General features: G+C 75.2%; 19 protein-coding genes. 10 read left to right on the plus strand and 9 right to left on the minus strand.

Features of this window, described 5'->3' with window-relative positions:
- Positions 1-64: 64 nt before the first annotated feature.
- Positions 65-1,045, minus strand: a complete 981-nt coding sequence (locus K7396_RS32470; protein ID WP_086718147.1) for an acyl-CoA dehydrogenase family protein — start codon at positions 1,043-1,045, stop codon at positions 65-67.
- The gene (locus K7396_RS32475; protein WP_086718148.1) at positions 1,045-2,214 is read right to left on the minus strand and encodes an acyl-CoA dehydrogenase family protein; all 1,170 of its coding nucleotides are present in this window, start codon (positions 2,212-2,214) and stop codon (positions 1,045-1,047) included. Before K7396_RS32475 ends, K7396_RS32470 begins: the two co-directional genes overlap by 1 nt.
- A gap of 210 nt (positions 2,215-2,424) precedes the next feature.
- Between K7396_RS32475 and K7396_RS32480 the strand changes: the two genes are divergently transcribed.
- A complete protein-coding gene (locus K7396_RS32480; protein WP_086718149.1) occupies positions 2,425-3,207 on the plus strand; it encodes an SDR family oxidoreductase in 783 nt (260 codons plus the stop codon).
- A gap of 115 nt (positions 3,208-3,322) precedes the next feature.
- Entirely contained in the window at positions 3,323-4,480 is a 1,158-nt protein-coding gene (locus tag K7396_RS32485) for an acetyl-CoA C-acetyltransferase (protein WP_086718150.1), read from the plus strand.
- A 102-nt stretch (positions 4,481-4,582) separates the two neighbouring features.
- Here the strand turns inward: K7396_RS32485 and K7396_RS32490 are convergent, their stop codons facing one another.
- The 4 genes from K7396_RS32490 to K7396_RS32505 are packed head-to-tail and all read right to left on the minus strand — an operon-like array spanning position 4,583 to position 7,994.
- Complete coding sequence (locus K7396_RS32490; protein ID WP_086718151.1) at positions 4,583-5,641, minus strand: NAD(P)H-dependent flavin oxidoreductase; 1,059 nt, start codon at positions 5,639-5,641, stop codon at positions 4,583-4,585.
- A complete protein-coding gene (locus K7396_RS32495; protein WP_086718152.1) occupies positions 5,638-6,381 on the minus strand; it encodes a CoA-transferase subunit beta in 744 nt (247 codons plus the stop codon). The genes K7396_RS32490 and K7396_RS32495 overlap by 4 nt, the downstream gene beginning before the upstream one ends.
- Positions 6,378-7,217: a CoA transferase subunit A gene (locus K7396_RS32500; RefSeq protein ID WP_086718153.1), complete on the minus strand. Its 840-nt coding sequence runs from the start codon at positions 7,215-7,217 to the stop codon at positions 6,378-6,380. Before K7396_RS32500 ends, K7396_RS32495 begins: the two co-directional genes overlap by 4 nt.
- A gap of 3 nt (positions 7,218-7,220) precedes the next feature.
- Complete coding sequence (locus K7396_RS32505) at positions 7,221-7,994, minus strand: enoyl-CoA hydratase family protein (protein WP_086718154.1); 774 nt, start codon at positions 7,992-7,994, stop codon at positions 7,221-7,223.
- An 81-nt stretch (positions 7,995-8,075) separates the two neighbouring features.
- On the opposite strand from K7396_RS32505, the gene K7396_RS32510 reads away from it, so the two are divergent.
- Both K7396_RS32510 and K7396_RS32515 read left to right on the plus strand, forming a co-directional pair.
- Complete coding sequence (locus K7396_RS32510; protein ID WP_086718155.1) at positions 8,076-8,882, plus strand: SDR family oxidoreductase; 807 nt, start codon at positions 8,076-8,078, stop codon at positions 8,880-8,882.
- A gap of 25 nt (positions 8,883-8,907) precedes the next feature.
- Positions 8,908-9,825, plus strand: a complete 918-nt coding sequence (locus tag K7396_RS32515; protein ID WP_086718156.1) for an SDR family oxidoreductase — start codon at positions 8,908-8,910, stop codon at positions 9,823-9,825.
- A gap of 46 nt (positions 9,826-9,871) precedes the next feature.
- Here the strand turns inward: K7396_RS32515 and K7396_RS32520 are convergent, their stop codons facing one another.
- Both K7396_RS32520 and K7396_RS32525 read right to left on the minus strand, forming a co-directional pair.
- Complete coding sequence (locus K7396_RS32520; RefSeq protein WP_086718157.1) at positions 9,872-11,311, minus strand: MFS transporter; 1,440 nt, start codon at positions 11,309-11,311, stop codon at positions 9,872-9,874.
- 194 nt (positions 11,312-11,505) lie between these two features.
- Positions 11,506-12,300: a uracil-DNA glycosylase gene (locus K7396_RS32525; protein ID WP_086718158.1), complete on the minus strand. Its 795-nt coding sequence runs from the start codon at positions 12,298-12,300 to the stop codon at positions 11,506-11,508.
- A 228-nt stretch (positions 12,301-12,528) separates the two neighbouring features.
- Between K7396_RS32525 and K7396_RS32530 the strand changes: the two genes are divergently transcribed.
- From K7396_RS32530 to K7396_RS32555, 6 genes are all read left to right on the plus strand, one after another.
- A complete protein-coding gene (locus tag K7396_RS32530; protein WP_086718159.1) occupies positions 12,529-13,695 on the plus strand; it encodes an NAD(P)/FAD-dependent oxidoreductase in 1,167 nt (388 codons plus the stop codon).
- Between the two features lie 52 nt (positions 13,696-13,747).
- Positions 13,748-14,068 (plus strand): (2Fe-2S)-binding protein, encoded by a 321-nt coding sequence (locus K7396_RS32535; protein ID WP_086718160.1) that lies wholly within the window; start codon positions 13,748-13,750, stop codon positions 14,066-14,068.
- Positions 14,049-15,452 (plus strand): FAD/NAD(P)-dependent oxidoreductase, encoded by a 1,404-nt coding sequence (locus K7396_RS32540; RefSeq protein WP_086718161.1) that lies wholly within the window; start codon positions 14,049-14,051, stop codon positions 15,450-15,452. The genes K7396_RS32535 and K7396_RS32540 overlap by 20 nt, the downstream gene beginning before the upstream one ends.
- 73 nt (positions 15,453-15,525) lie before the next feature.
- On the plus strand, positions 15,526-16,422 hold the full coding sequence (locus K7396_RS32545) for a dihydrodipicolinate synthase family protein (RefSeq protein ID WP_152104499.1): 897 nt from the start codon (positions 15,526-15,528) through the stop codon (positions 16,420-16,422).
- 10 nt (positions 16,423-16,432) lie between these two features.
- Complete coding sequence (locus tag K7396_RS32550; RefSeq protein ID WP_152104498.1) at positions 16,433-17,434, plus strand: proline racemase family protein; 1,002 nt, start codon at positions 16,433-16,435, stop codon at positions 17,432-17,434.
- Between the two features lie 124 nt (positions 17,435-17,558).
- The gene (locus tag K7396_RS32555; RefSeq protein ID WP_086721038.1) at positions 17,559-18,272 is read left to right on the plus strand and encodes a GntR family transcriptional regulator; all 714 of its coding nucleotides are present in this window, start codon (positions 17,559-17,561) and stop codon (positions 18,270-18,272) included.
- A gap of 13 nt (positions 18,273-18,285) precedes the next feature.
- Here the strand turns inward: K7396_RS32555 and K7396_RS32560 are convergent, their stop codons facing one another.
- Positions 18,286-19,677, minus strand: a complete 1,392-nt coding sequence (locus K7396_RS32560; protein WP_152104497.1) for an aminopeptidase P family protein — start codon at positions 19,675-19,677, stop codon at positions 18,286-18,288.
- Positions 19,678-19,796 lie beyond the last annotated feature (119 nt).

Consider the following 19,796-nt stretch of genomic DNA (forward strand, 5'->3'; position numbering starts at 1 on the left):
GACCTGCGCGCTTCTCCCGCTGCAAAGTGGAATGGTGAATCCACTCACGTTGCTGACGCCGATGTCAGCCGGCCAGGACGCGCGCGCGGCAGTCGGCCGGAGTGCCCCACGCGTCCCGCAGCGGGCGGGCCTTGCGGATCCACAGCGAGAGGTCGGGTTCGTCGGTGTAACCGAGGGCGCCGTGCAACTGCAGCGCCGTGCGCGCCGCGGCACAACCCGCCTCGCCCGCCGCGACCTTGGCCGCCGCCACCTCCCGGCCTGCCGACGGCGCCCCTTCCGCCACCGCCAGGGCCGCCGCGTACACCAGCGGCTGGGCGAACTCCAGGCCGATGAGGGTGTCCGCCAGCCGGTGCTTGACCGCCTGGAACGAGCCGATGGCCACCTGGAACTGGGTGCGTTGCCTGACGTGGGACACCGTCGCCGCCAGCAGGGCCCGGCCGAGGCCCAGGCACTGGGCCGCGGTGACGAGCCGGGCGATCTCGACGGCGTGCGCGGCGGCCGAGGTCACCGCGGGGCCCTCGGCCAGGACGCCGCCGCCGAGCGGACGGGCGAGCCGCCGGGTGGGATCGAGGGAGGGCTGCACGCGGCCGTGGGCTTCGGCGCGGCGCACCGTGCCGCCCTCGATCACGAACACGGCGTCGGCGGCGTCCGCGTCCAGGGCGTACGGGCCCCCGGCGCACAGGCTGACGACGGCCTCGCCCGCGGCGATCCGCGGCAGCCAGACCTCCGCCGCGCCGGCCTCGCCGAGACGCTCCAGGAACGCGGCCGCCGCCACCGTCTCCGCCGGCGGGCCGGGCACCGCGTGCCGCCCCAACTCCACGAAGGACAGCGCAAGTTCGACGGGGAGCAGGCCCGACCCGCCGTACCGCTCCGGGACGGCGAGCGCGAACAGGCCGGTCGCCGCGAGCCGCGCCCACAGCTCGCGGCCCGGCTTCTGCTCCCCGGCGGCCCAGGCCCGCGCCACGGCCGGGGTGCCGGACGCGCCCAGCATGCCGTCCAGCGTGCGGGCGAACTCCCGCTGCTCGGCGGTCGGGAGGAAGCGCATCACCGGCGTCCCTTCGGCAGTCCGAGCAGCCGCTCGGCGATGAGGTCGCGCTGGATCTCGTTGGTGCCCGCGTAGATCGGCCCGGCCAGCGAGAAGGTGTAGCCGTCGGCCCAACTCCCGTGCGCCGGGGCCTCGTCGGCGCCGTCGGCGAGCGCGCCGTACGGGCCGAGGAGGTCCAGGGCGGTCTCGTGCAGGGCGAGGTCGAGTTCGGACCAGAAGACCTTGGTCAGGCTGGACTCGGCGCCGACCGCGCCGCCGGCTCCGAGCCGGGAGACCTGGGCGTAGCCGAACAGCTGGTACGCCCTGGCGCCGATCAGCGCGTCGGCCACCCGCTCGCCGAGCGCCGTGCCGGCCGTGCCGCCCATCTCGTGCCAGAGGGCGGCCAGCCGCCCGGCGGCCGCGGTGAAGCGGCCCGGACTGCGCAGCGTCAGGCCGCGTTCGTTGCCGGCGGTGCTCATGGCGACCCGCCAGCCCTGCCCCGGCGCGCCGATGAGGTCCGCGTCCGGTACGAAGACGTCGTCGAGGAAGAGTTCGGCGAAGGCCGGCTTGCCGTCCAGGCGGCCGAGCGGGCGGACCGTCACGCCCGGTGCGTCCAGCGGGAACATCAGATAGCTCAGCCCCTGGTGCGGGCGGGCGGCGTCCGGGTCGCTGCGGAACAGCCCGAAGGCGCGATCGGCGAACGCGGCCCGGGACGACCAGGTCTTCTGCCCGTTCAGCAGCCAGCCGCCGTCGGTGCGTACGGCGGTCGAGCGCAGCGACGCCAGGTCCGAGCCCGACTCCGGCTCCGACCACGCCTGCGCCCAGACGGCCTCGCCGCGCGCCATCGGGCCGAGGACGCGGGCGCGCTGCTCGTCGGTGCCGTGCTCGAAGAGGGTGGGGGCGAGGAGGTGGATGCCGTTCTGGCCGACCCGCCCGGGGGCACCCGCGGCGTAGTACTCCTCCTCGAAGAGCAGCCACCGCAGCAGCGAGGCGTCCCGGCCGCCGTGCTCCCGGGGCCAGGAGACCACCGACCAGCGGTCCGCGGCGAGTTGGCGCTCCCACTCCCGGTGGGCGGCGAAGCCCTCGGCGGTCTCCAGCGACGGCAGGGGAACGGCGGGTACGTGCGCGGCGAGCCAGTCGCGGGCCTCGGCCCGGAACGCCTCGTCGGCGGGGGCGATGTCGAGATCCATCAGGCCCTCGCCTCCCGGGCGGCGGGGGCGGCCGGTGTCTCCGGTGTGTCGTGCGCGGGCTCGTCGTGGCGGGCAGCGGGCATCCGCCCTCCCTTCCCTAACAAGTGTTTGGTAGATTAACGTACCGGCACGAGCGGCGTCGAGGCCCCGCCAGAGTCGGGAGCCTTCGCCCGGGAGCCGCAGCGCACTGCGGGAAGAGGAGGCTCACGCATGACAGCGCCGCCCTATGTGCCAGGCCACCATCTGCTCGACGGCCGGACCGCCGTCGTCACCGCGGCCGCCGGGGCCGGCATCGGCGGCGCCACCGCCCGCAGGTTCCTGGAGGAGGGCGCCCGGGTGGTCCTCGGCGACGCCCACGCCCGCCGGCTGCGGGCCACCGCCGAGGCACTCGCCGAGGAGTTCGGCGCCGCCAACGTGGCGTCCCTGCCCTGCGACGTCACCGACGAGGACCAGGTCAGTGCCCTCCTGGACACGGCCGAGGAGCGCCATGGGCGCCTGGACATCGTGGTCAACAACGCCGGACTCGGCGGCACCGCGGATCTCGTCGAGATGACCGACGCCCAGTGGGGCACGGTCCTCGACGTGACCCTGAACGGCACCTTCCGCTGCACCCGCGCCGCCCTGCGCCGGATGAAGGCCGCCGGCCGCGGCGGCGTGATCGTCAACAACGCCTCGGTCGTCGGCTGGCGGGCCCAGCGCGGCCAGGCCCACTACGCCGCCGCCAAGGCCGGGGTGATGGCGCTGACCCGGTGCGCCGCCCTGGAGGCCGCCGAGTTCGGGGTACGCGTCAACGCGGTCTCGCCCAGCCTCGCGATGCACCCGCACCTGGCGAAGGTGACCACGCCCGAACTGCTGGCGCAGCTCACCGAGCGGGAGGCGTTCGGCCGCTGGGCCGAACCCTGGGAGGTCGCCAACGTCATCGTCTTCCTGGCCGGCGACTACGCCTCGTACATGACCGGCGAGACGGTGTCCGTCAGCTCCCAGCACGCGTGAGCGCGGCGGGCCGGCCGCCGCGCGGCCCCGGGGGACACCGCCGGCCGCCGGCGGCGGACGGCGGCGCCTTGCGGAACCGGCCGGCACCTTCGCAGAATCTGACCAAGGAGACGCCATGCCCGAGGCCTATATCGTCGAAGCGGTCCGCACTCCGGTGGGCAGGAAGGGCGGCGGTCTGTCGGCCGTCCACCCCGCCGACCTGGGCGCGCATGTGCTGACGGCGCTGATGACGCGCAGCGGCGCCGATCCGGCCGCCGTCGAGGACGTCGTCTTCGGCTGCCTGGACGCGGTGGGCCCGCAGGCCGGGGACATCGCCCGGACCTGCTGGCTCGCCGCCGGGCTGCCCGAGGAGGTGCCCGGAGTCACCGTCGACCGCCAGTGCGGCTCCTCGCAGCAGGCCGTGCACTTCGCGGCGCAGGGGGTGCTCTCCGGCACCCAGGACCTGGTGGTCGCGGGCGGTGTGCAGAACATGTCGCAGGTCCCGATCGCCTTCGCCAGCCGGCAGGCCGCCGCCCCGCTGGGGCTGACCGACGGCCCGTTCGCCGGCTCCGAGGGCTGGCGGGCCCGCTACGGCACGGCGCCCGTCAACCAGTTCCACGGCGCCGAACTCATCGCCGACCGGTGGGGGATCTCCCGCGCGGACATGGAGGAGTTCGCGCTCCGTTCGCACCGGCGCGCCGTCCGCGCCCTCGACGAGGGGCGCTTCGACCGGGAGACCGTCCCGTTCGGGGAGGTCACCGCCGACGAGGGGCCGCGCCGGAACACCTCGCGGGAGCGGATGGCCGCGCTGGCGCCGGTCGTCGAGGGCGGCCGGCTGACGGCGGCGGTCTCCTCGCAGGTCTCCGACGGCGCGGCCGCCCTGCTGCTGGCCTCCGAGCGGGCGGTGGCCGACCACGGCCTCACCCCGCGCGCCCGTATCCACCATCTGTCGGTGCGCGGCGAGGACCCGATCCGGATGCTGTCCGCCCCGATCCCGGCGACCGCGTACGCGCTGAAGAAGACCGGGATGTCCCTCGGCGACATCGACCTGGTGGAGATCAACGAGGCGTTCGCGCCCGTGGTGCTGGCCTGGCTGAAGGAGACCGGCGCCGACCCGGAGCGGGTCAACGTCAACGGCGGCGCCATCGCCCTGGGCCATCCGCTGGGCGCGACCGGGGCGCGGCTGATGACGACGCTGCTGCACGAACTGGAGCGCACCGGCGGCCGGTTCGGGCTGCAGACCATGTGCGAGGGCGGCGGCCAGGCCAACGTCACGATCATCGAGCGGCTCTGACCGCCGGCCCTCCTCGCCGGCCGAGCCCTCCTCGCCGGCCGGGCCGTCCGTGCCCGCCGGACGGCCCGTGCCCGTTGGCCCGCCGGTCTCCCGGCGGGCCGTTCAGCGGGGCAGCGTGCCCAGCGCGGCCTGCGCCTCGGCCATGATCCGGTCGACCAGTTCCGCGCAGGCCGGCAGGTCGTCGAGCAGTCCCGCGACCTGGCCGGAGGCCATCACCCCGAGGTCGGTACGGCCGTCCACCATCGACGCCTTCAGCAGCATCGGCGTGTTGGCGGCCAGCAGGACCTGACTCCAGGTGAGGTGCCTGCCGTGCTTCATCGCCAGGCCGTCCCGCACCATCTGCGCCCAGCTCAGGCCGGACAGCTTCCGGAACGAGGCGGCGCGGCGGACCGCCGTCAGCAGCGCGGTGGCGCGCCCGGACCGCTCCAGCGCCTCGACCAGCTCGCTGCGCAGCATCCGGTGCGGCAGACCGTCCACCTTCGTGGTGACGGTGATGTCCGTGACGCCCGCCGCCAGATAGCGCTCCTGCACGGCCCGGGGCACGGTGCTGTCCGACGTCAGCAGGAAGCGGGTACCCATGGCGACACCGGACGCGCCGTAGGCGAGCGCCGCGACCAGGCCCCGGCCGTCGAAGAAGCCGCCCGCGGCGACGACCGGGATGCCGACCGCGTCCACGACCTGAGGCAGCAGCACGGTGGTGGCGACGTTCCCGGTGTGGCCGCCGCCCTCCCCGCCCTGGACGAGGACCGCGTCCGCGCCCCAGGCCGCGACCTTCTCGGCGTGCCGGCGGGCACCGACGGACGGGATGACGACGATCCCCGCGTCCTTCAGCCGGGCGATCAGCTCACGGGAGGGGGCCAGGGCGAACGAGGCGACCCGGACGCCCTCCTCCACCAGGACGCGCACCCGCTCGCCCGCGTCCCCCGCGTCCGCCCGGAGGTTGACCCCGAACGGCGCCGTGGTGCGGGAGGCCACCTCGCGGACCGCGGCGCGCAGTTGCCCGACGGTCATGGTGGCCGACGCGAGAATCCCCAGGGCGCCCGCCTCGGCCACGGCCGAGACCAGCCGCGGCCCCGCCACCCACCCCATGCCGGTCTGGACGAGGGGATGGCGCACCCCGACGAGCCGGGTCAGCGGTGTCTCGATCGTCGGCGCCGTCATGCCGCGGGCACCTCGCGCTCGCGCCGCCCCTCCGGGTCGATGACCGTGCGGATCAGCCGTAGTTCGGTGGCGGTGGGCTCCCTGGTGCGGGGCACCTCGCCGGGCAGCGCGAGCGGGAAGCCGGTGGCCGCCCGGACCTCCTCGACGCTCACGCCCGGGTGCACACCGGCCAGCCGCATGCTGTGGTCCGGGGTCGCGAAGTCGAAGACCCCGAGGTCGGAGACCACACGCGGGATGCGGTGGAAGCGGGTGGCGGACGGACCTGCGGCGGCCGCGCTGTCGTACCCGACCCCGCTGATCATGTCGACGCGCGCCACGAAGACCCGTTTCGAGTGCTTCGGCACCCAGTAACTCACCGGATTGTTGAGGGTGTTGACCGGGGCGCCGCGCACCCCGAGGAGCTGGCGGTCCGGCCGCTGCCAGTCGCCGATGCAGGAGATGTTCTGGTTGCCGAAGCGGTCGAGCTGGCTCGCGCCCATCATCACATGGCGCCGCCCGCCGGTGACCATGGCGAGGTGCTGACGGTAGGGCAGCCAGCCCTCCACCGCTCCGTCGAGCCCGACGATCAGGGCCTCGCCGTCGGTGAGCAGCAGATCGGGGGAGAAGGTGTGCTTGGCGAGCCGGGCGCCGATCGACGGGATCAGGCCCATCGGGCTCGCCAGCACCTCGCCGTTGTCGCGCCAGGCGTCGGCGCAGGCGATCACGCAGTACTCGGCCCGGGTCGTCGTGGTGGCGTTCACTGCTGCTCCTCGTGCCAGGAATGGACCGCGGACCGGTACGTCTTCTCGTCCCCCGACAGGAATCGCTCGGCGAACTGCGGCCAGGGCGTGGTCGCGTACAGCTTCTGGAAGGGCTCGTCGCGCCCGTAGTCGGGGGCGCAGGAGGTGAAGTGGGCGCCGTTCGGGGCCTCGACGACGCCGGTGACCGAGTGCCGTTTGACCAGCAGGGTCTGCGGGACGGCCGAGGCGAAGTCGTCCACGATCCGCTCGCAGGAGACGTACGCGCTGTCCGCGGCCTCGCAGAACAGGTCGTCGAAGTAGGGGTCGGGGCCCAGGTACTGGCCGTTGCCGAGCCGGTCGGCGCGGTGCAGATGGACCAGCGCCGCGTCCATCCGCAGGGCCGGCATCGCCACGAAGGTCTCGCCGTCCTCGTAGGGCGAGGTCACGGTCCGCAGCGCGGGGTTGACGCGCATCACGTCCGAGCCGAGGCCGGAGCGCACCGGCAGGAACGGCAGCCGGTGGGCGGCGGCCTGCAGCCCCCACATGAACATCGCCTCGTCGATCTCCCTCAGCTCGAACGCGCCGCGCTGGCGGGCCGCGCGGAAGTGCGGTTCGAGGGGGATGGAGTCGAGGGTCGCGAACGCCGCGACCAGGGTGCGGATGCGTCCCGCGGCGGCGAGCAGGCCGACGTCGGGACCGCCGTAGGAGATCACCGTCAGATCGGTGAGGTCGGAGCGCAGCAGCGCCCGCACCAGCGCCATCGGCTTGCGGCGCGAGCCCCAGCCGCCGATGCCGAGGGTCATGCCGCTGCGCAGCCGGGAGACGACGTCCTCGGGGGTCATGGTCTTGTCGGTCACGGATCAGCCTTCCGTCGTCGGGGTGCCGCCCGGTGCCCCGAAGGTGTCGCGGACGCGGTCGGCGACCCCGCTGAGGTTCGCCTCGAAGGTGAAGCCCTGCTCGAAGCGGTAGCTGCGCCGTACGTCGACGGGGTCGATGCCGTTGAGGGCGGCCTTGGCGAGCCGGAGGAGGAAGCCGTCCTTGCGGGCGATCTCCCGCGCCACCTCCCGTGCGGCGGCGGGGAGTCCGGCGCGCGGGACGACCTGCCAGACGGAGCCGTGCGCCCGCAGTTCGGCGGCGGTGACGGTGCGCGAGGTGTAGTACAGCGTGCGCAGCAGGTGCTGCGGGACCAGCCGGGCGAGATGGGTGGCCGCTCCGAGCGCCCCGCGGTCCAGCTCAGGAAGCCCGAACGTGGCGTCGTCGGCGGCCACGATCGCGTCCGCGTTCCCGACGAGCCCGATGCCGCCGCCCAGACAGAAGCCCTGCACCGCCGCGACGACGGGCACCTCGCACTCGTAGACCGCCGAGAACGCCTCCGCGCAGCCACGGTTGGCGCCGAGCAGGGCCCCGTGCCCGCCGGTCGCGGTGTCCCGCTGCAGCTCCTTGATGTCGACGCCCGCGTTGAAGCCCCGGCCGGTCGCGGCGAGGACGACACAGCGGACGGCGGGATCGCGGCCGGCCGCCCGCACCGCGTCGGCGAGGTCGTACCAGCCCCGCACGGGAAGGGCGTTGACCGGAGGGTAGTCGGCGGTGACCACGGCGATGCCCTCGTCCGGTTCGGAGGTGGAGACACCCATGGGCAGATCAGCTACCTTTCCACCAAGCGTTTGTTAGGTAGCGAAGTTAGCAGCGGACCGCGCGCTGCGGGAGGGTGCCCGGTGAGCGTGACTCTCGATCTGTCCGGCCGGCTGGTCGTCGTCACCGGCGGCACCCGGGGCGTCGGCGCCGGCATCGCCCGCGCCTTCCTGCGGGCCGGCGCGGAGGTGGTGGTCTGCGCCCGCCGGCCGCCGGACACCCCCGTCACCGCGGCCGGCCGCCGTGCGCACTACCGGCCCCTCGACCTGCGCGACCCGGCCGCCGTCCACGGCTTCTTCCCGCAACTCGCCGCCGACCACGGCCCGTTGGACTGCCTGGTCAACAACGCCGGAGGCACGCCCTACCGGCTGCTCGACCAGGGCGGCGCCGAGCGGCACGCCCGGGTCGTCGCGCTCAACCTCCTCGCGCCGCTGACCGCCTCGCTCGCCGCGTACGAGGTGATGCGGCAGCGCCCGGCCGGCGGCTCGGTCATCATGATCGGCAGCGTCAGCGGCACCCGGCCCTCGCCCGGCACCGCCGCCTACGGCGCGGCCAAGGCGGGCCTGGACCACCTCGCCCGCTCCATGGCCGTCGAATGGGCGCCCCGGGTCCGGGTCAACACCCTCGTCCTCGGCATGGTGCGGACCGAACTCGCCGCGGTGCACTACGGCGACGAGGCGGGCGTCGCCGCCGTCGGCGCCACCGTGCCGCTCGGCAGGCTCGCCGAACCCGGCGAGATCGGCGACGCCTGCGTCTTCCTCGCCTCCGATCGCGCCGCGTACCTGACCGGCGCCAGCCTGCTCGTCCACGGCGGCGGCGAGCGGCCCGCCTTCCTCGACGCCGCCACCGTCAACCACCCCGCCCCGCCCGACGCCACGAAGGACACCTGACGTGACCGGAACAGGAGATTCGGACATGACCGGCACCGGAATCTGCACGGGACGCGTGGCCGTGGTCACCGGCGCCGGCCGCGGCCTCGGCCGCGCGCACGCCCTGGCCCTCGCCGCCGAGGGCGCCGCGGTCGTGGTCAACGACCTCGGGGTGGCCGCCGACGGGGCCGGCGCCTCGCCCGGACCGGCCCAGCAGGTCGCCGACGAGATCCGGGCCCGCGGCGGCCGGGCCGTCGCGCACACCGGCGACATCACCACCACCGACGGCGCCGCCTCGCTCGTCGCCGCCGCGCTGGATACCTTCGGCCGCCTCGACGCCCTCGTCAACAACGCCGGGTTCCTCCGCGACCGGATGCTCGTCAACCTCGACGAGGACGACTGGGACGCCGTCATCCGCGTCCACCTCAAGGGCCACTTCCTGCCCTTGCGGCACGCCGCGGCCCACTGGCGGGCCGAGGCCAAGGCCGGCCGGACGCCCGACGCCCGGATCGTCAACACCAGTTCGGGCGCCGGACTGCTCGGCAGCGTCGGCCAGGGCAACTACGCCGCCGCCAAGGCCGGCATCCTCGGGCTCACCCTCGTCGCCGCCGCCGAACTCGCCCGCTACGGCGTCCAGATCAACGCCCTCGCACCGGCCGCCCGGACCCGGATGACGGAGCGGACCTTCGCCGGGACGATGGCGAAGCCCGCCGCGGGGGAGTTCGACGCGATGGCGCCGGAGAACGTCTCCCCGCTGGTGGTCTGGCTGTCCTCCGCCGACAGCGCCGGGGTCACCGGCCGGGTCTTCGAGGCCGAGGCGGGCCGGATCACTGTGATGGAGGGCTGGCGCCCCGGCCCCACCGCGGACCGGAAGAGCCGCTGGACGCCGGCCGAGGCCGGTCGGGCCGCCCGCGACCTGCTGGCCGCCGCCGGGACACCGCAGCCGGTGTACGGGGCGCGGTGACCCGCCGGGGCCCGGAGCGGCACCGGCTGCGGGCCCCGGCGGGTCGTCAGCCGGGTACCGCCGCGCCCTCACGCGCCCGCAACTGCGGTGCGGAGATCGCGAACAGCCCGAACGCGCCGAGGAAGGCCAGCAGGGACGTGCCGCGCAGCACCGTCTCGATGGCGCGGCCGTCGGCGGCCGCGGTCGACGGGGAGCCGCTGACCAGCTCCAGCACCGTCGCCGCGACCGCCACGCTCACCGCCCCGAACAGCACCAGCGACGTCAGCACCAGCCCCGACGCCGCGCCCGTCCGCTCCGCGGGGACATGCGCCTGCGTGGCCACGTTCGTCAGCGCCCACCCCAGCCCGATGCCCACCCCGCACACCGCGAAGACCACCGCGTACCAGCCGAGCGGCCGCACCCAGGTCAGCGCCAGCAGCGCGGTACCGCTGGTGAGCATGCCGCAGGCCATCAGCCGCTCGGCACGCCAGCGCAGGGCCAGCCGCCCCGCCCAGTAACTGGCCGCGCCCACCCCGCAGGAGAGCGCCAGGAAGACCACCCCCGCGACAAACGGCGACAGCCCCCGTGCCTGCTGGAGGTAGAGCGCCGAGAGCACCGCGACCAGGCAATACACCACGTTCGAGAGCGAGCCGGCCAGGGTGATCACATCGAACTTCCGGTTGCGGAAGAGCGACATGTCGATCAGCGGCTCGGGCCTGCGCCGCTCCACCGCCACGAACAGCGCGAGGAGGGCGAGACCCACCGCGGCGGTGGCCAGGGTCGGCACGGAGGTCCACCCCCAGCCCTGCCCCTGGTCGACGGCGACCATCAGACACGTCAGACCGAGGGCGACGGTCGCCGCGCCGGGCAGGTCGAGACGGCGGGTCGCCTGCTCGTCACGGGTCTCCGGCACGAAGCGCAGCACCAGCAGGGCCGCGGCCAGACACACCGGCACATTGATCAGGAACACCGCGCGCCAGCTGACGTGTTCGGCGAAGACGCCGCCCACGAACGGGCCCAGAGCGGTGCCCAGGGAACCGAACGCCAGCACCGTGCTGACCGCCCGCCCCTGCCGGTCGTCCCGGAAGTAACTGGTCACCACCGCCACCGAAACGGGGAAGATCATCGCCGCGCCGGTGCCCTGTACGACCCGCGCGGCGATCAGCCAGGGCGCGTTCTGCGCGGCGGCGCACACCACGGACAGGGCGGCGAACACGGACAGCCCGAGCACGATGACCCGCCGCCGCCCGTGCAGATCGGCCGCCCGGCCACCGACGATCATCAACGCGCCGATGGCCACCATGTATCCGCTGACCAGCCACTGGAGATCGGTCGACGAGGTGCCGAAATCCCTGGCGATCACCGGGAGCATCAGGTCGAGCGCGAACCAGTCCATCTGCACGATGAGGATGGACAGCGCGGCAGCGACGATCACTGCCCGGTCCCGGTGCGAGAAGGTACCGCCCGAAGCGGCCTTCGCGACCCGGTCCGCCACGTGATGGCGCACGAGCCCTCCTCGGCCGTATCCCGTATCCCCCGGTCCCCGCAGCCGCCTTGCCTCTCAGGATAGAAGTCGGCGTCCGGGGGCGCATGGCGGCGGAAAGGTGGTACCGGGGCGGCATACGGAGGCGGACCGGCGGCGGCGCGCGGAGGCCGGCCGGCGGCCCGAGGGCGTCGCGGCCCCGGGCCCGGCGACCGGCGTCAGCCCGCTCCCGGACGTCCCGGCCCCGCGAGCGCGGCGGCGCGGGCGAGCAGCTCGACGAGCATGTCGAAGGTGAGCCGGCCGGTGAACGTGTTGCGCCGGCTGGGGTGGTAGCTCCCGAACACCTGCAGTTCCCGCCGCCGTGCCGTGGCGGGCAGGGTCAGCTGTACGCCGTGACCGAACGCGGGCCGCGGCCGGGGGACCGCCCACCCCGCCTCGCCCAGTACGGGCAGCAGCGCCTGCCATCCGAAGGCGCCCAGCACCACGACCGTCCGCAGGCCGGGAGCGAGGAGTTCGAGCTCCGCCGACAGCCACGGCCGGCAGGTGCGCCGTTCGGCGGGCGTGGGCCGGTTCTCCGGCGGCGCGCAGTGGACCGGCGCGGTCACCCGCACCCCGTACAGCTCCAGGCCGTCGTCCCGGTCCGTCGCGGTGGGCCGGGAGGCGAGGCCGACCGCGTGGAGCGCGGCGAACAGGAAGTCGCCGGAGGCGTCCCCGGTGAACATCCGGCCGGTGCGGTTGCCGCCGTGCGCGGCGGGCGCCAGCCCGACGATGGCCAGGGGCGCGTCGGCCGGCCCGAACCCCGGGACCGGCCGCGCCCAGTACTCCTGGTCCCGGAACGCCGCCCGCGGATGCGCCGCGGTCTCCTCCCGCCACGCCACCAGCCGGGGACAGGCCCGGCACCGGACCACCTGCGCGTCCAGCTCCGCGAACCCACTGCACCGCACCGCCCGATACGCGGGAAAGCCGCTCTCACCCGGCCCCGGCGGCGGCCCGGCGGCCCCGGTCTCGTCCATGCCTCCAGGCTAGGGGGTGCCGCCCCGGTCCGAGACGCGCACGGGGGCGTGCGCCGCGCCCCCGGCCCCTGACCCGTCGGTTGCCCGCCGTGCCTCCGCCGTGTCGTCCCGGGCGGCACGAACCCCGCGCGCCGGACCGACCGTGCGCGGTGCGCGGAAGCACCCCGGGGCCCTCTTCCAAGTCCCCTTTTCCGGGCTTGTGTTGTGTGACATATTACTGATGTGCCCATGAGACACGGACAGTTCCTGGACGCTCCGGACGTGATCGTGGTCGGGGCCGGAGTGGTCGGTGCCGCCTGCGCCTACTACGCCGCCCGGGCCGGCCTCTCCGTCGCCGTCGTCGACCGCGGGCCCGTCGCGGGCGGCACCACCGGCGCCGGTGAGGGGAATCTGCTCGTCTCCGACAAGGAGCCCGGCCCCGAACTCGAACTCGCCCTGCTCTCCCTCCGGTTGTGGCGCGCACTCGCCGCCGAGCTGCCGCCGGAGATCGAGTACGAGACGAAGGGCGGGCTGGTCGTCGCCTCGGACGAGCCCGGCATGGCGGCGCTGCGCGCCTTCCGCGCGGCGCAGGAAAGAGCGGGCGTGCGCAGCGACCACCTGCCCGCCGACCGGCTGCGGGACGCCGAACCGCATCTGGCGCCCGGCCTCGCCGGCGGCGTCCTCTACCCGCAGGACGCGCAGGTCCAACCCGCCCTGGCCGCCGCCCATCTGCTGCGCGCCTCCGGTGCCCGGCTGCACCTGGGCGCGGAGGTCACGGCCTTCCTGCGGGGGCCCGAGGGCGCCGTCCGGGGCGTGCGCACCCCGCGGGGCGACCTGCCGGCCCCCGCGGTCGTCAACGCCACCGGCACCTGGGCGGGCCGGCTGGCCGCCCTCGCGGGGGTGACCGTTCCCGTCCTGCCCCGCCGGGGGTGCGTCCTGGTCACCGAGCCGCTGCCGCGGGTCGTACGGCGCAAGGTCTACGCCGCGGACTATGTCGCCGACGTGGCCAGCGGATCGGCCGCGCTGCAGACCTCCGCCGTTGTCGAGGGCACCCCGGCCGGACCGGTCCTGATCGGGGCCAGCCGGGAGCGGATCGGCTTCGACCGCACGCTCTCGGCCGGGGTGCTGCGCCGGCTCGCCGCCCAGGCCGCGGCCCTGTTCCCCGTCTTGGCGGGCGTCCGGGTGCTGCGCACCTACCAGGGATTCCGCCCCTACCTCCCGGACCACCTCCCGGCGATCGGCCCCGACCCCCGCCTCCCCGGCCTGCTGCACGCCTGCGGCCACGAGGGCGCCGGCATCGGCCTCGCCCCGGCCACCGGCCGGCTGATCGCGGCCGCGCTGACCGGGACGCCCGCCCCGCTGGACGCGCGGCCGTTCCGCCCGGAGCGGTTCGCCGGCGGGGCGGGGCAGGGATGAGCCCGGCCGGGCCCCGCGCCGCCCGTTCACCCACACCGAGAGGAGCCCGCGCATGACCCCTCGCCGTACCCCCGCCGACCTCGTACGGGCCGCGCCAGGACCGGCGTTCGAGATCCGCCTCGACGGGCGGCCGCTGACCGCGCTGCCCGGCCAGAGCGTCGCCGCCGCGCTCTGGGCGGCCGGTGTGCTCTCCTGGCGGACCACCCGGCGCGGCGGCCGCCCGCGCGGGGCCTTCTGCGGCATCGGCTCCTGCTTCGACTGCCTGGCCACCATCAACGGCCGGCCCAATCAGCGGGCCTGCCTGGTGCCCGCCCGGCCCGGGGACGCGGTCACCACCCAGGAGGGACACGGACGTGCCGACCTCACCGTCTGACCGCCACGACCTCGTCGTCATCGGCGCGGGACCGGCCGGGCTCGCCGCCGCCGTCACCGCCGCCGGGTTCGGGCTGCGGGTGGCGCTCGTCGACGCGGCCGCCCGGCCCGGCGGGCAGTTCTACCGGCAGCCGGCCCCCGGCCTCGGCGCCGCCCGTCCCGAGGCCCTGCACCACTCCTGGCGCGCGTTCACCCGGCGCACCGCCCGGCTGGACGAGGAGCGCGCCGCGGGCCGGGTCCAGTACTTCGCCGCCCACCACGTCTGGGCCGTCACCCGGGAGCAGGAGCACTGGACCGCGCACGCGGTCACCGGGCCCGACGGCGCGCAGGGTCGCGCCGAGGTGAGCGGGCGTCAGGTGCTCCTCGCCACCGGCGCGCACGAGCGCCACCTCCCCTTCCCCGGCTGGACGGTGCCCGGTGTCGTGGGCGCGGGCGGGGCGCAGGCCATGCTCAAGGCCGGGCTGGTGCTGCCGGCCCGGCGGATCGTGGTCGCCGGCAGCGGGCCGCTGCTGCTCGCCGTGGCCGGATCGCTGGCCGCGGCCGGTGCCACGGTGCCGGTCGTCGCCGAGGCCGGCGGTTACGCCGGATACGCCCGCGCCCCGCGCACCCTGGCCGCCAACCCCGGCAAGCTCGCCGAAGCGGCCGTTCACGGAGCTGCCCTGCTCCGCCACGGCGTACGCCTGCGCACCCGCAGCGCGGTCACCGCCGTGCACGGCACCGACCGGGTCGAGGCCGTCACCCTGGCCCGGCTCGACCGGGACTGGCGGCCGGTGCCCGGAACCGGACGGCGCGTCCCCTGCGAGGCGCTCGCCGTCGGGTACGGGCTGGTGCCGCAACTGGAGCTGGCCACCACGCTGGGCTGCGCCGTCCGCCGCGGCCCGGACGGCACCTGGGCGCTGCGGCTCGACGGCCGGCAGCGGACCTCGGTCGACGGGGTCTGGGCGGCCGGTGAGGCCGGCGGGGTGGGCGGCGCGGAACTCGCCTTCGTGGAGGGCGAGGTGGCGGCCCACGCCCTCGCGGGGCGGGCCGTCCCCGATGCCCTGCGCCGCCGCCGTGACCGGCTGCGCCGGTTCGCCCGGACCCTGGCCGCCGCCCATGCCCCGCGCCCCGGCTGGACCGGCTGGCTGCGCGAGGACACCGAGGTCTGCCGCTGCGAGGAGGTAACCGCCGGGCGGATCCGGGAGGCCGTCGCCGGACTCGGCGCCCGCGACACCCGCACCGTCAAGCTCCTCACCCGGGCCGGAATGGGCTGGTGCCAGGGGCGGATGTGCGGGCCCGCGGTGGCCCGGCTCGCGGGGGAGGCCGGGCCGCCGGCCGACCGCAGACCCCTCGCCTGCCCCGTCGTCCTGGGCGAACTGGCCGAACTGACCGAGGAACAGGGTTAGTTCGCCTCCTGGCGACCTTGGCATCCCCCGGGGGAACTCAGTAAAATGTCACACCTCATAGAAGGAGCATCGTATGGTCACGCGCACCCGCCCCTGGCACGGCATCATGGTCGCCACCACCCTCCCCTTCCGTGACGACCTCTCCATCGACCACGACGCCTACGCCGCCCAGGTCGCCCGGCTCCTCGCCGCGGGCTGCGACGGCGTCGTCCCCAACGGCTCGCTGGGGGAGTACCAGACGCTCACCGACGCCGAGCGCGCCCGCGTCGTCCGTACCGCCGTGGAGGCCGCCGGGGACGGTGACCGGGTGATGCCCGGCGTCTCCGCCTACGGCAGCGCCGCCTCGCGCCGCTGGGCCGAGCAGGCCGCCGAGGCGGGGGCCGGTTCCGTCCTGCTGCTGCCGCCCAACGGCTACCGCGCCGAACCGGCCGCCGTCCGCGCCCACTTCGCCGACGTGGCCGCGGCCGGCCTGCCCGTCGTCGCCTACAACAACCCCATCGACACCAAGGTCGACCTCACGCCCGGTCTCCTCGCCGACCTGCACGCCGACGGCAGCATCGTCGCCGTCAAGGAGTTCAGCGGCGATGTCCGACGGGCCTACGAGATCGCCGAAACCGCCCCGGAACTCGACCTGCTGATCGGCGCCGACGACGTCCTGCTCGAACTCGCCCTCGCCGGGGCCGTCGGCTGGATCGCGGGCTTCCCCAACGCCCTGCCCGCGTCCTGCGCCGCCCTCTACCGGGCCGCCGTCGCCGGGGACCTCGACACCGCGCTGCCCCTCTACCGCACCCTGCACCCGCTGCTGCGCTGGGACTCCCGGACCGAGTTCGTACAGGCCATCAAGCTCGCCACGGACCTCGCCGGACACCGCGGCGGCCCGACCCGCCCGCCCCGTACCGCGCTCACCGCCGACCAGTCGGCCGCGCTCCGCGCCGTCACCGGGAAGCTCCTCGCCGACGGCCACCACTGAGAGGGGCCCCATGCGCACCCGCCACGTCTTCCACGCCGTCGACTCGCACACCGAGGGCATGCCCACCCGGGTCATCACCGGCGGCGTCGGCACCCTGCCCGGCGCCACCATGGCCGAACGCCGGACCTACTTCGCCGAGCACCGCGACGCCGTCCGCACGCTCCTGATGAACGAGCCGCGCGGCCACGCCGCCATGAGCGGGGCGATACTCCAGCCCCCGACCCGCCCCGACGCCGACTACGGCGTCCTGTTCATCGAGGTCTCCGGCTATCTGCCGATGTGCGGCCACGGGACCATGGGGGTGGCCACCGTCCTCGTCGAGACCGGCATGGTGGAGGTCCAGGAACCCGTGACGACGGTGCGGCTGGACACCCCCGCGGGGCTGGTCACCGCCGAGGTGCGGGTGCGGGACGGGGCGGCCACGGCCGTCACCCTCACCAACGTGCCCGCCTTCTGCGCCGGACTCGACCGCAAGATCGCCGTCCCCGGCTACGGCACCCTCGGCTACGACCTGGCCTACGGCGGCAACTTCTACGCGATCCTGCCGCTGGCCGCCGTCGGCCTGCCCTTCGACCGGGCCCGCAAGGACGACATCCTCGCCGCCGGACTCGCCCTCATGGACGCGGTCAACGCCACCGACCGGCCGGTCCACCCCGAGGACGACCGGATCGGCGGCCTCAAGCACGTCTACTTCGCCGCGCCGGGGTCGGACGCCACCCGCTCCCGGCACGTGATGGCCATCCACCCCGGATGGTTCGACCGCTCGCCGTGCGGTACGGGCACCTCGGCGCGGATGGCGCAGCTGTACGCACGCGGCGAACTGCCCCTCCACCAGGACTTCGTCAATGAGTCCTTCATCGGGACGGAGTTCACCGGCCGCCTCGTCGCCACGACCGCGGTGGGGCCGTACCCGGCCGTCGTCCCCACGGTCACCGGGCGGGCCTGGGTGACCGGCACCGCGCAGTACTTCCTCGACCCGTCCGATCCGTTCCCCGCGGGGTTCGTGCTGTGACCCGGGGCCTCGGGAACCACGGCCGCGTGGCCAACGGCCATGCGCCCGTGGGCCGTCCGCCACCAGCGGGTTTGCGCAACGTGACATTGTACGCTGGCACTCCGCGTCAACTCGGAGGACCACGATGGGCGAACTCAAGCACCGCAGCCTGATCACCGCGCAGGAGCGGCTCCGCGATCAGGTGGCCCATCAGCTGCGCGCGGCCCTGATCGCGGGGGAGCTGCGCCCGGGGTCGGTCTACTCGGCCCCGGGCCTCGCCGCGGACTTCGGTGTCTCCGCCACTCCGGTGCGCGAGGCGATGCTCGACCTGGCCCGCGAGGGGCTGGTCGAACCGGTCCGCAACAAGGGCTTCCGGATCACCGAGGTGAGCGAGCGCGACCTCGACCAGTACACCGAGATCCGTGCCCTGATCGAGGTCCCGGTCGTCGGCCAGGTCACCCGCACCGCCGGCCGCGCGCAACTGGAGGCCCTCCGCCCGGCCGCCCTGGAGATCGTCGCCGCCGCCCGTGCGCACGACCTCATCGGCTATCTGGAGGCCGACCGCCGCTTCCACCTCGACCTGCTCGGCCTCAGCGGCAACGACCGCCTCGTCGAGACGGTCGGCGACCTGCGCAAGCGCTCCCGGCTGTACGGCCTCACCCGGCTCGACGAGCGCAACCAGCTGCTGCCCTCCGCCGAGGAGCACGTCGAGCTGCTCGACGTGATGCTGACGGGCGACGCCGAGGCCGCCGAGTCCTGTATGGCCCGCCACCTCGGTCATGTCCGCTCGCTGTGGGCCCAGGGCCGCGAGGAGCCGTTGGTGCCGCGGCCGCAGCGGCCGGTGGCCCGCCGGGGCTGACCGGCCGGGCGGGTCAGGGGCGTCCGGCGAGGAGCCCGTCCATCCACTCCTCCACCGCGTCGGCGGTGCGCGGCAGCGCCGACGACATCAGCCGGGCGCCGTCCGCGGTGATCACCAGGTCGTCCTCGACGCGCACCCCGATGCCGCGCAGTTCGGGCGGCAGCGTCTCGTCGTCGGGCTGGAGGTAGAGCCCCGGTTCGACCGTCAGGACCTGCCCTTCCGCGAGAACGCCGTCGAGGTACTGCGCGGCGCGGGCCCGGGCGCAGTCGTGCACGTCGAGGCCGAGCATATGGCCCGAACTGCACAGCGTGTAGCGCCGGTACAGGCCGCTGTCCGCGGCGAGCGCCTCGCGCGCCGGGACGCGCAGGACGCCCCAGTCGGCCAGCCCCTCGGCCAGGACGCCGCTGCACGCCCGGTGGAAGTCGCGGAAGCTCGCTCCCGGCTTGAGGGCGGCGATCCCCGCGTCCTGCGCGGCGAGCACCAGCTCGTACACCCGGCGCTGGACGGGGGAGAAGCGCCCGGACAGCGGCAGGGTGCGGGTGAGGTCGGCGGTGTACAGCGCGTCGGTCTCCACCCCCGCGTCCAGCAGCAGCAACTGTCGCGGGTCCAGCGGCCCGTCGTTGCGGGTCCAGTGGAGCACACAGGCATGGGCGCCGGCGGCGGCGATGGTCTCGTACCCGGTGCCGTTGCCCTCGGCACGGGCGCGCAGTTGGAAGACCCCCTCGATCCAGCGTTCGCCGCGCGGGTGGCGCAGGGCGGCGGGAAGGGCGCGGACGACGTCCTCGAAGCCGGCGGTGGTGTGCGCGACGGCCTGCTGGAGCTGGGCCACCTCCCAGTCGTCCTTGACCAGCCGCAACTCGCTGAGCGCGCAGGCGAGTTCGGTGTCCCGGGCGGCGTCCCGGCCTGGCCCGCGGCGGCGGTCGAGGTCGTCCAGGTGTGCGCAGCGCAGGCCGGTGCGCCGCTCGGCCTCCGCGAGATCGGGGCGGCGGCCCACCCAGAACTCGCCGTGCCGGCGGTCCCGGTAGAAGGCGCCGCCCTCGTCCCGCGGCGGCCGCGGCCGCAGGTACAGCACCGCCTCGCCGTCCGGCTCCAGCACCAGGACGTGCCCCGGCTGGTCCTCGCCGGTGAGGCCGGTCAGCCAGGCGTAGGCGCTGTGCGGGCGGAAGCGGTGGTCGCAGTCGTGGGAGCGGACCTTCAACTCACCGGCCGGGACGAGGAGTCGCTCGCCCGGGAAGCGCGCGGCGAGCCGGTCCCGGCGGCCGGCGAACCGGGCGAGGTCCGGCGCGGGGGGCTCGTCGGGGAGCGGGGCGGTGGCGGCCCACCCGCCGGTCATGAAGGCGGCGAGGGCGTCGGGCACCGGCAAGTCATGGCTGCCGGTGTGGAGTTGGGGGGTGCGCGAGGTCATGGACACCTCCGGCAAAGAAAGTTACCTGAAGCCTTGTCAGTGCAATTTCACATTACTATGTTACGGGTCACACCTCGTGGAGTGAAGGCCATGGCCTCAGCCCCTCAACCCCCCACCCC

Origin of the sequence: Streptomyces angustmyceticus, assembly GCF_019933235.1 — a bacterium.
Taxonomy (GTDB): Bacteria; Actinomycetota; Actinomycetes; order Streptomycetales; family Streptomycetaceae; genus Streptomyces; species Streptomyces angustmyceticus.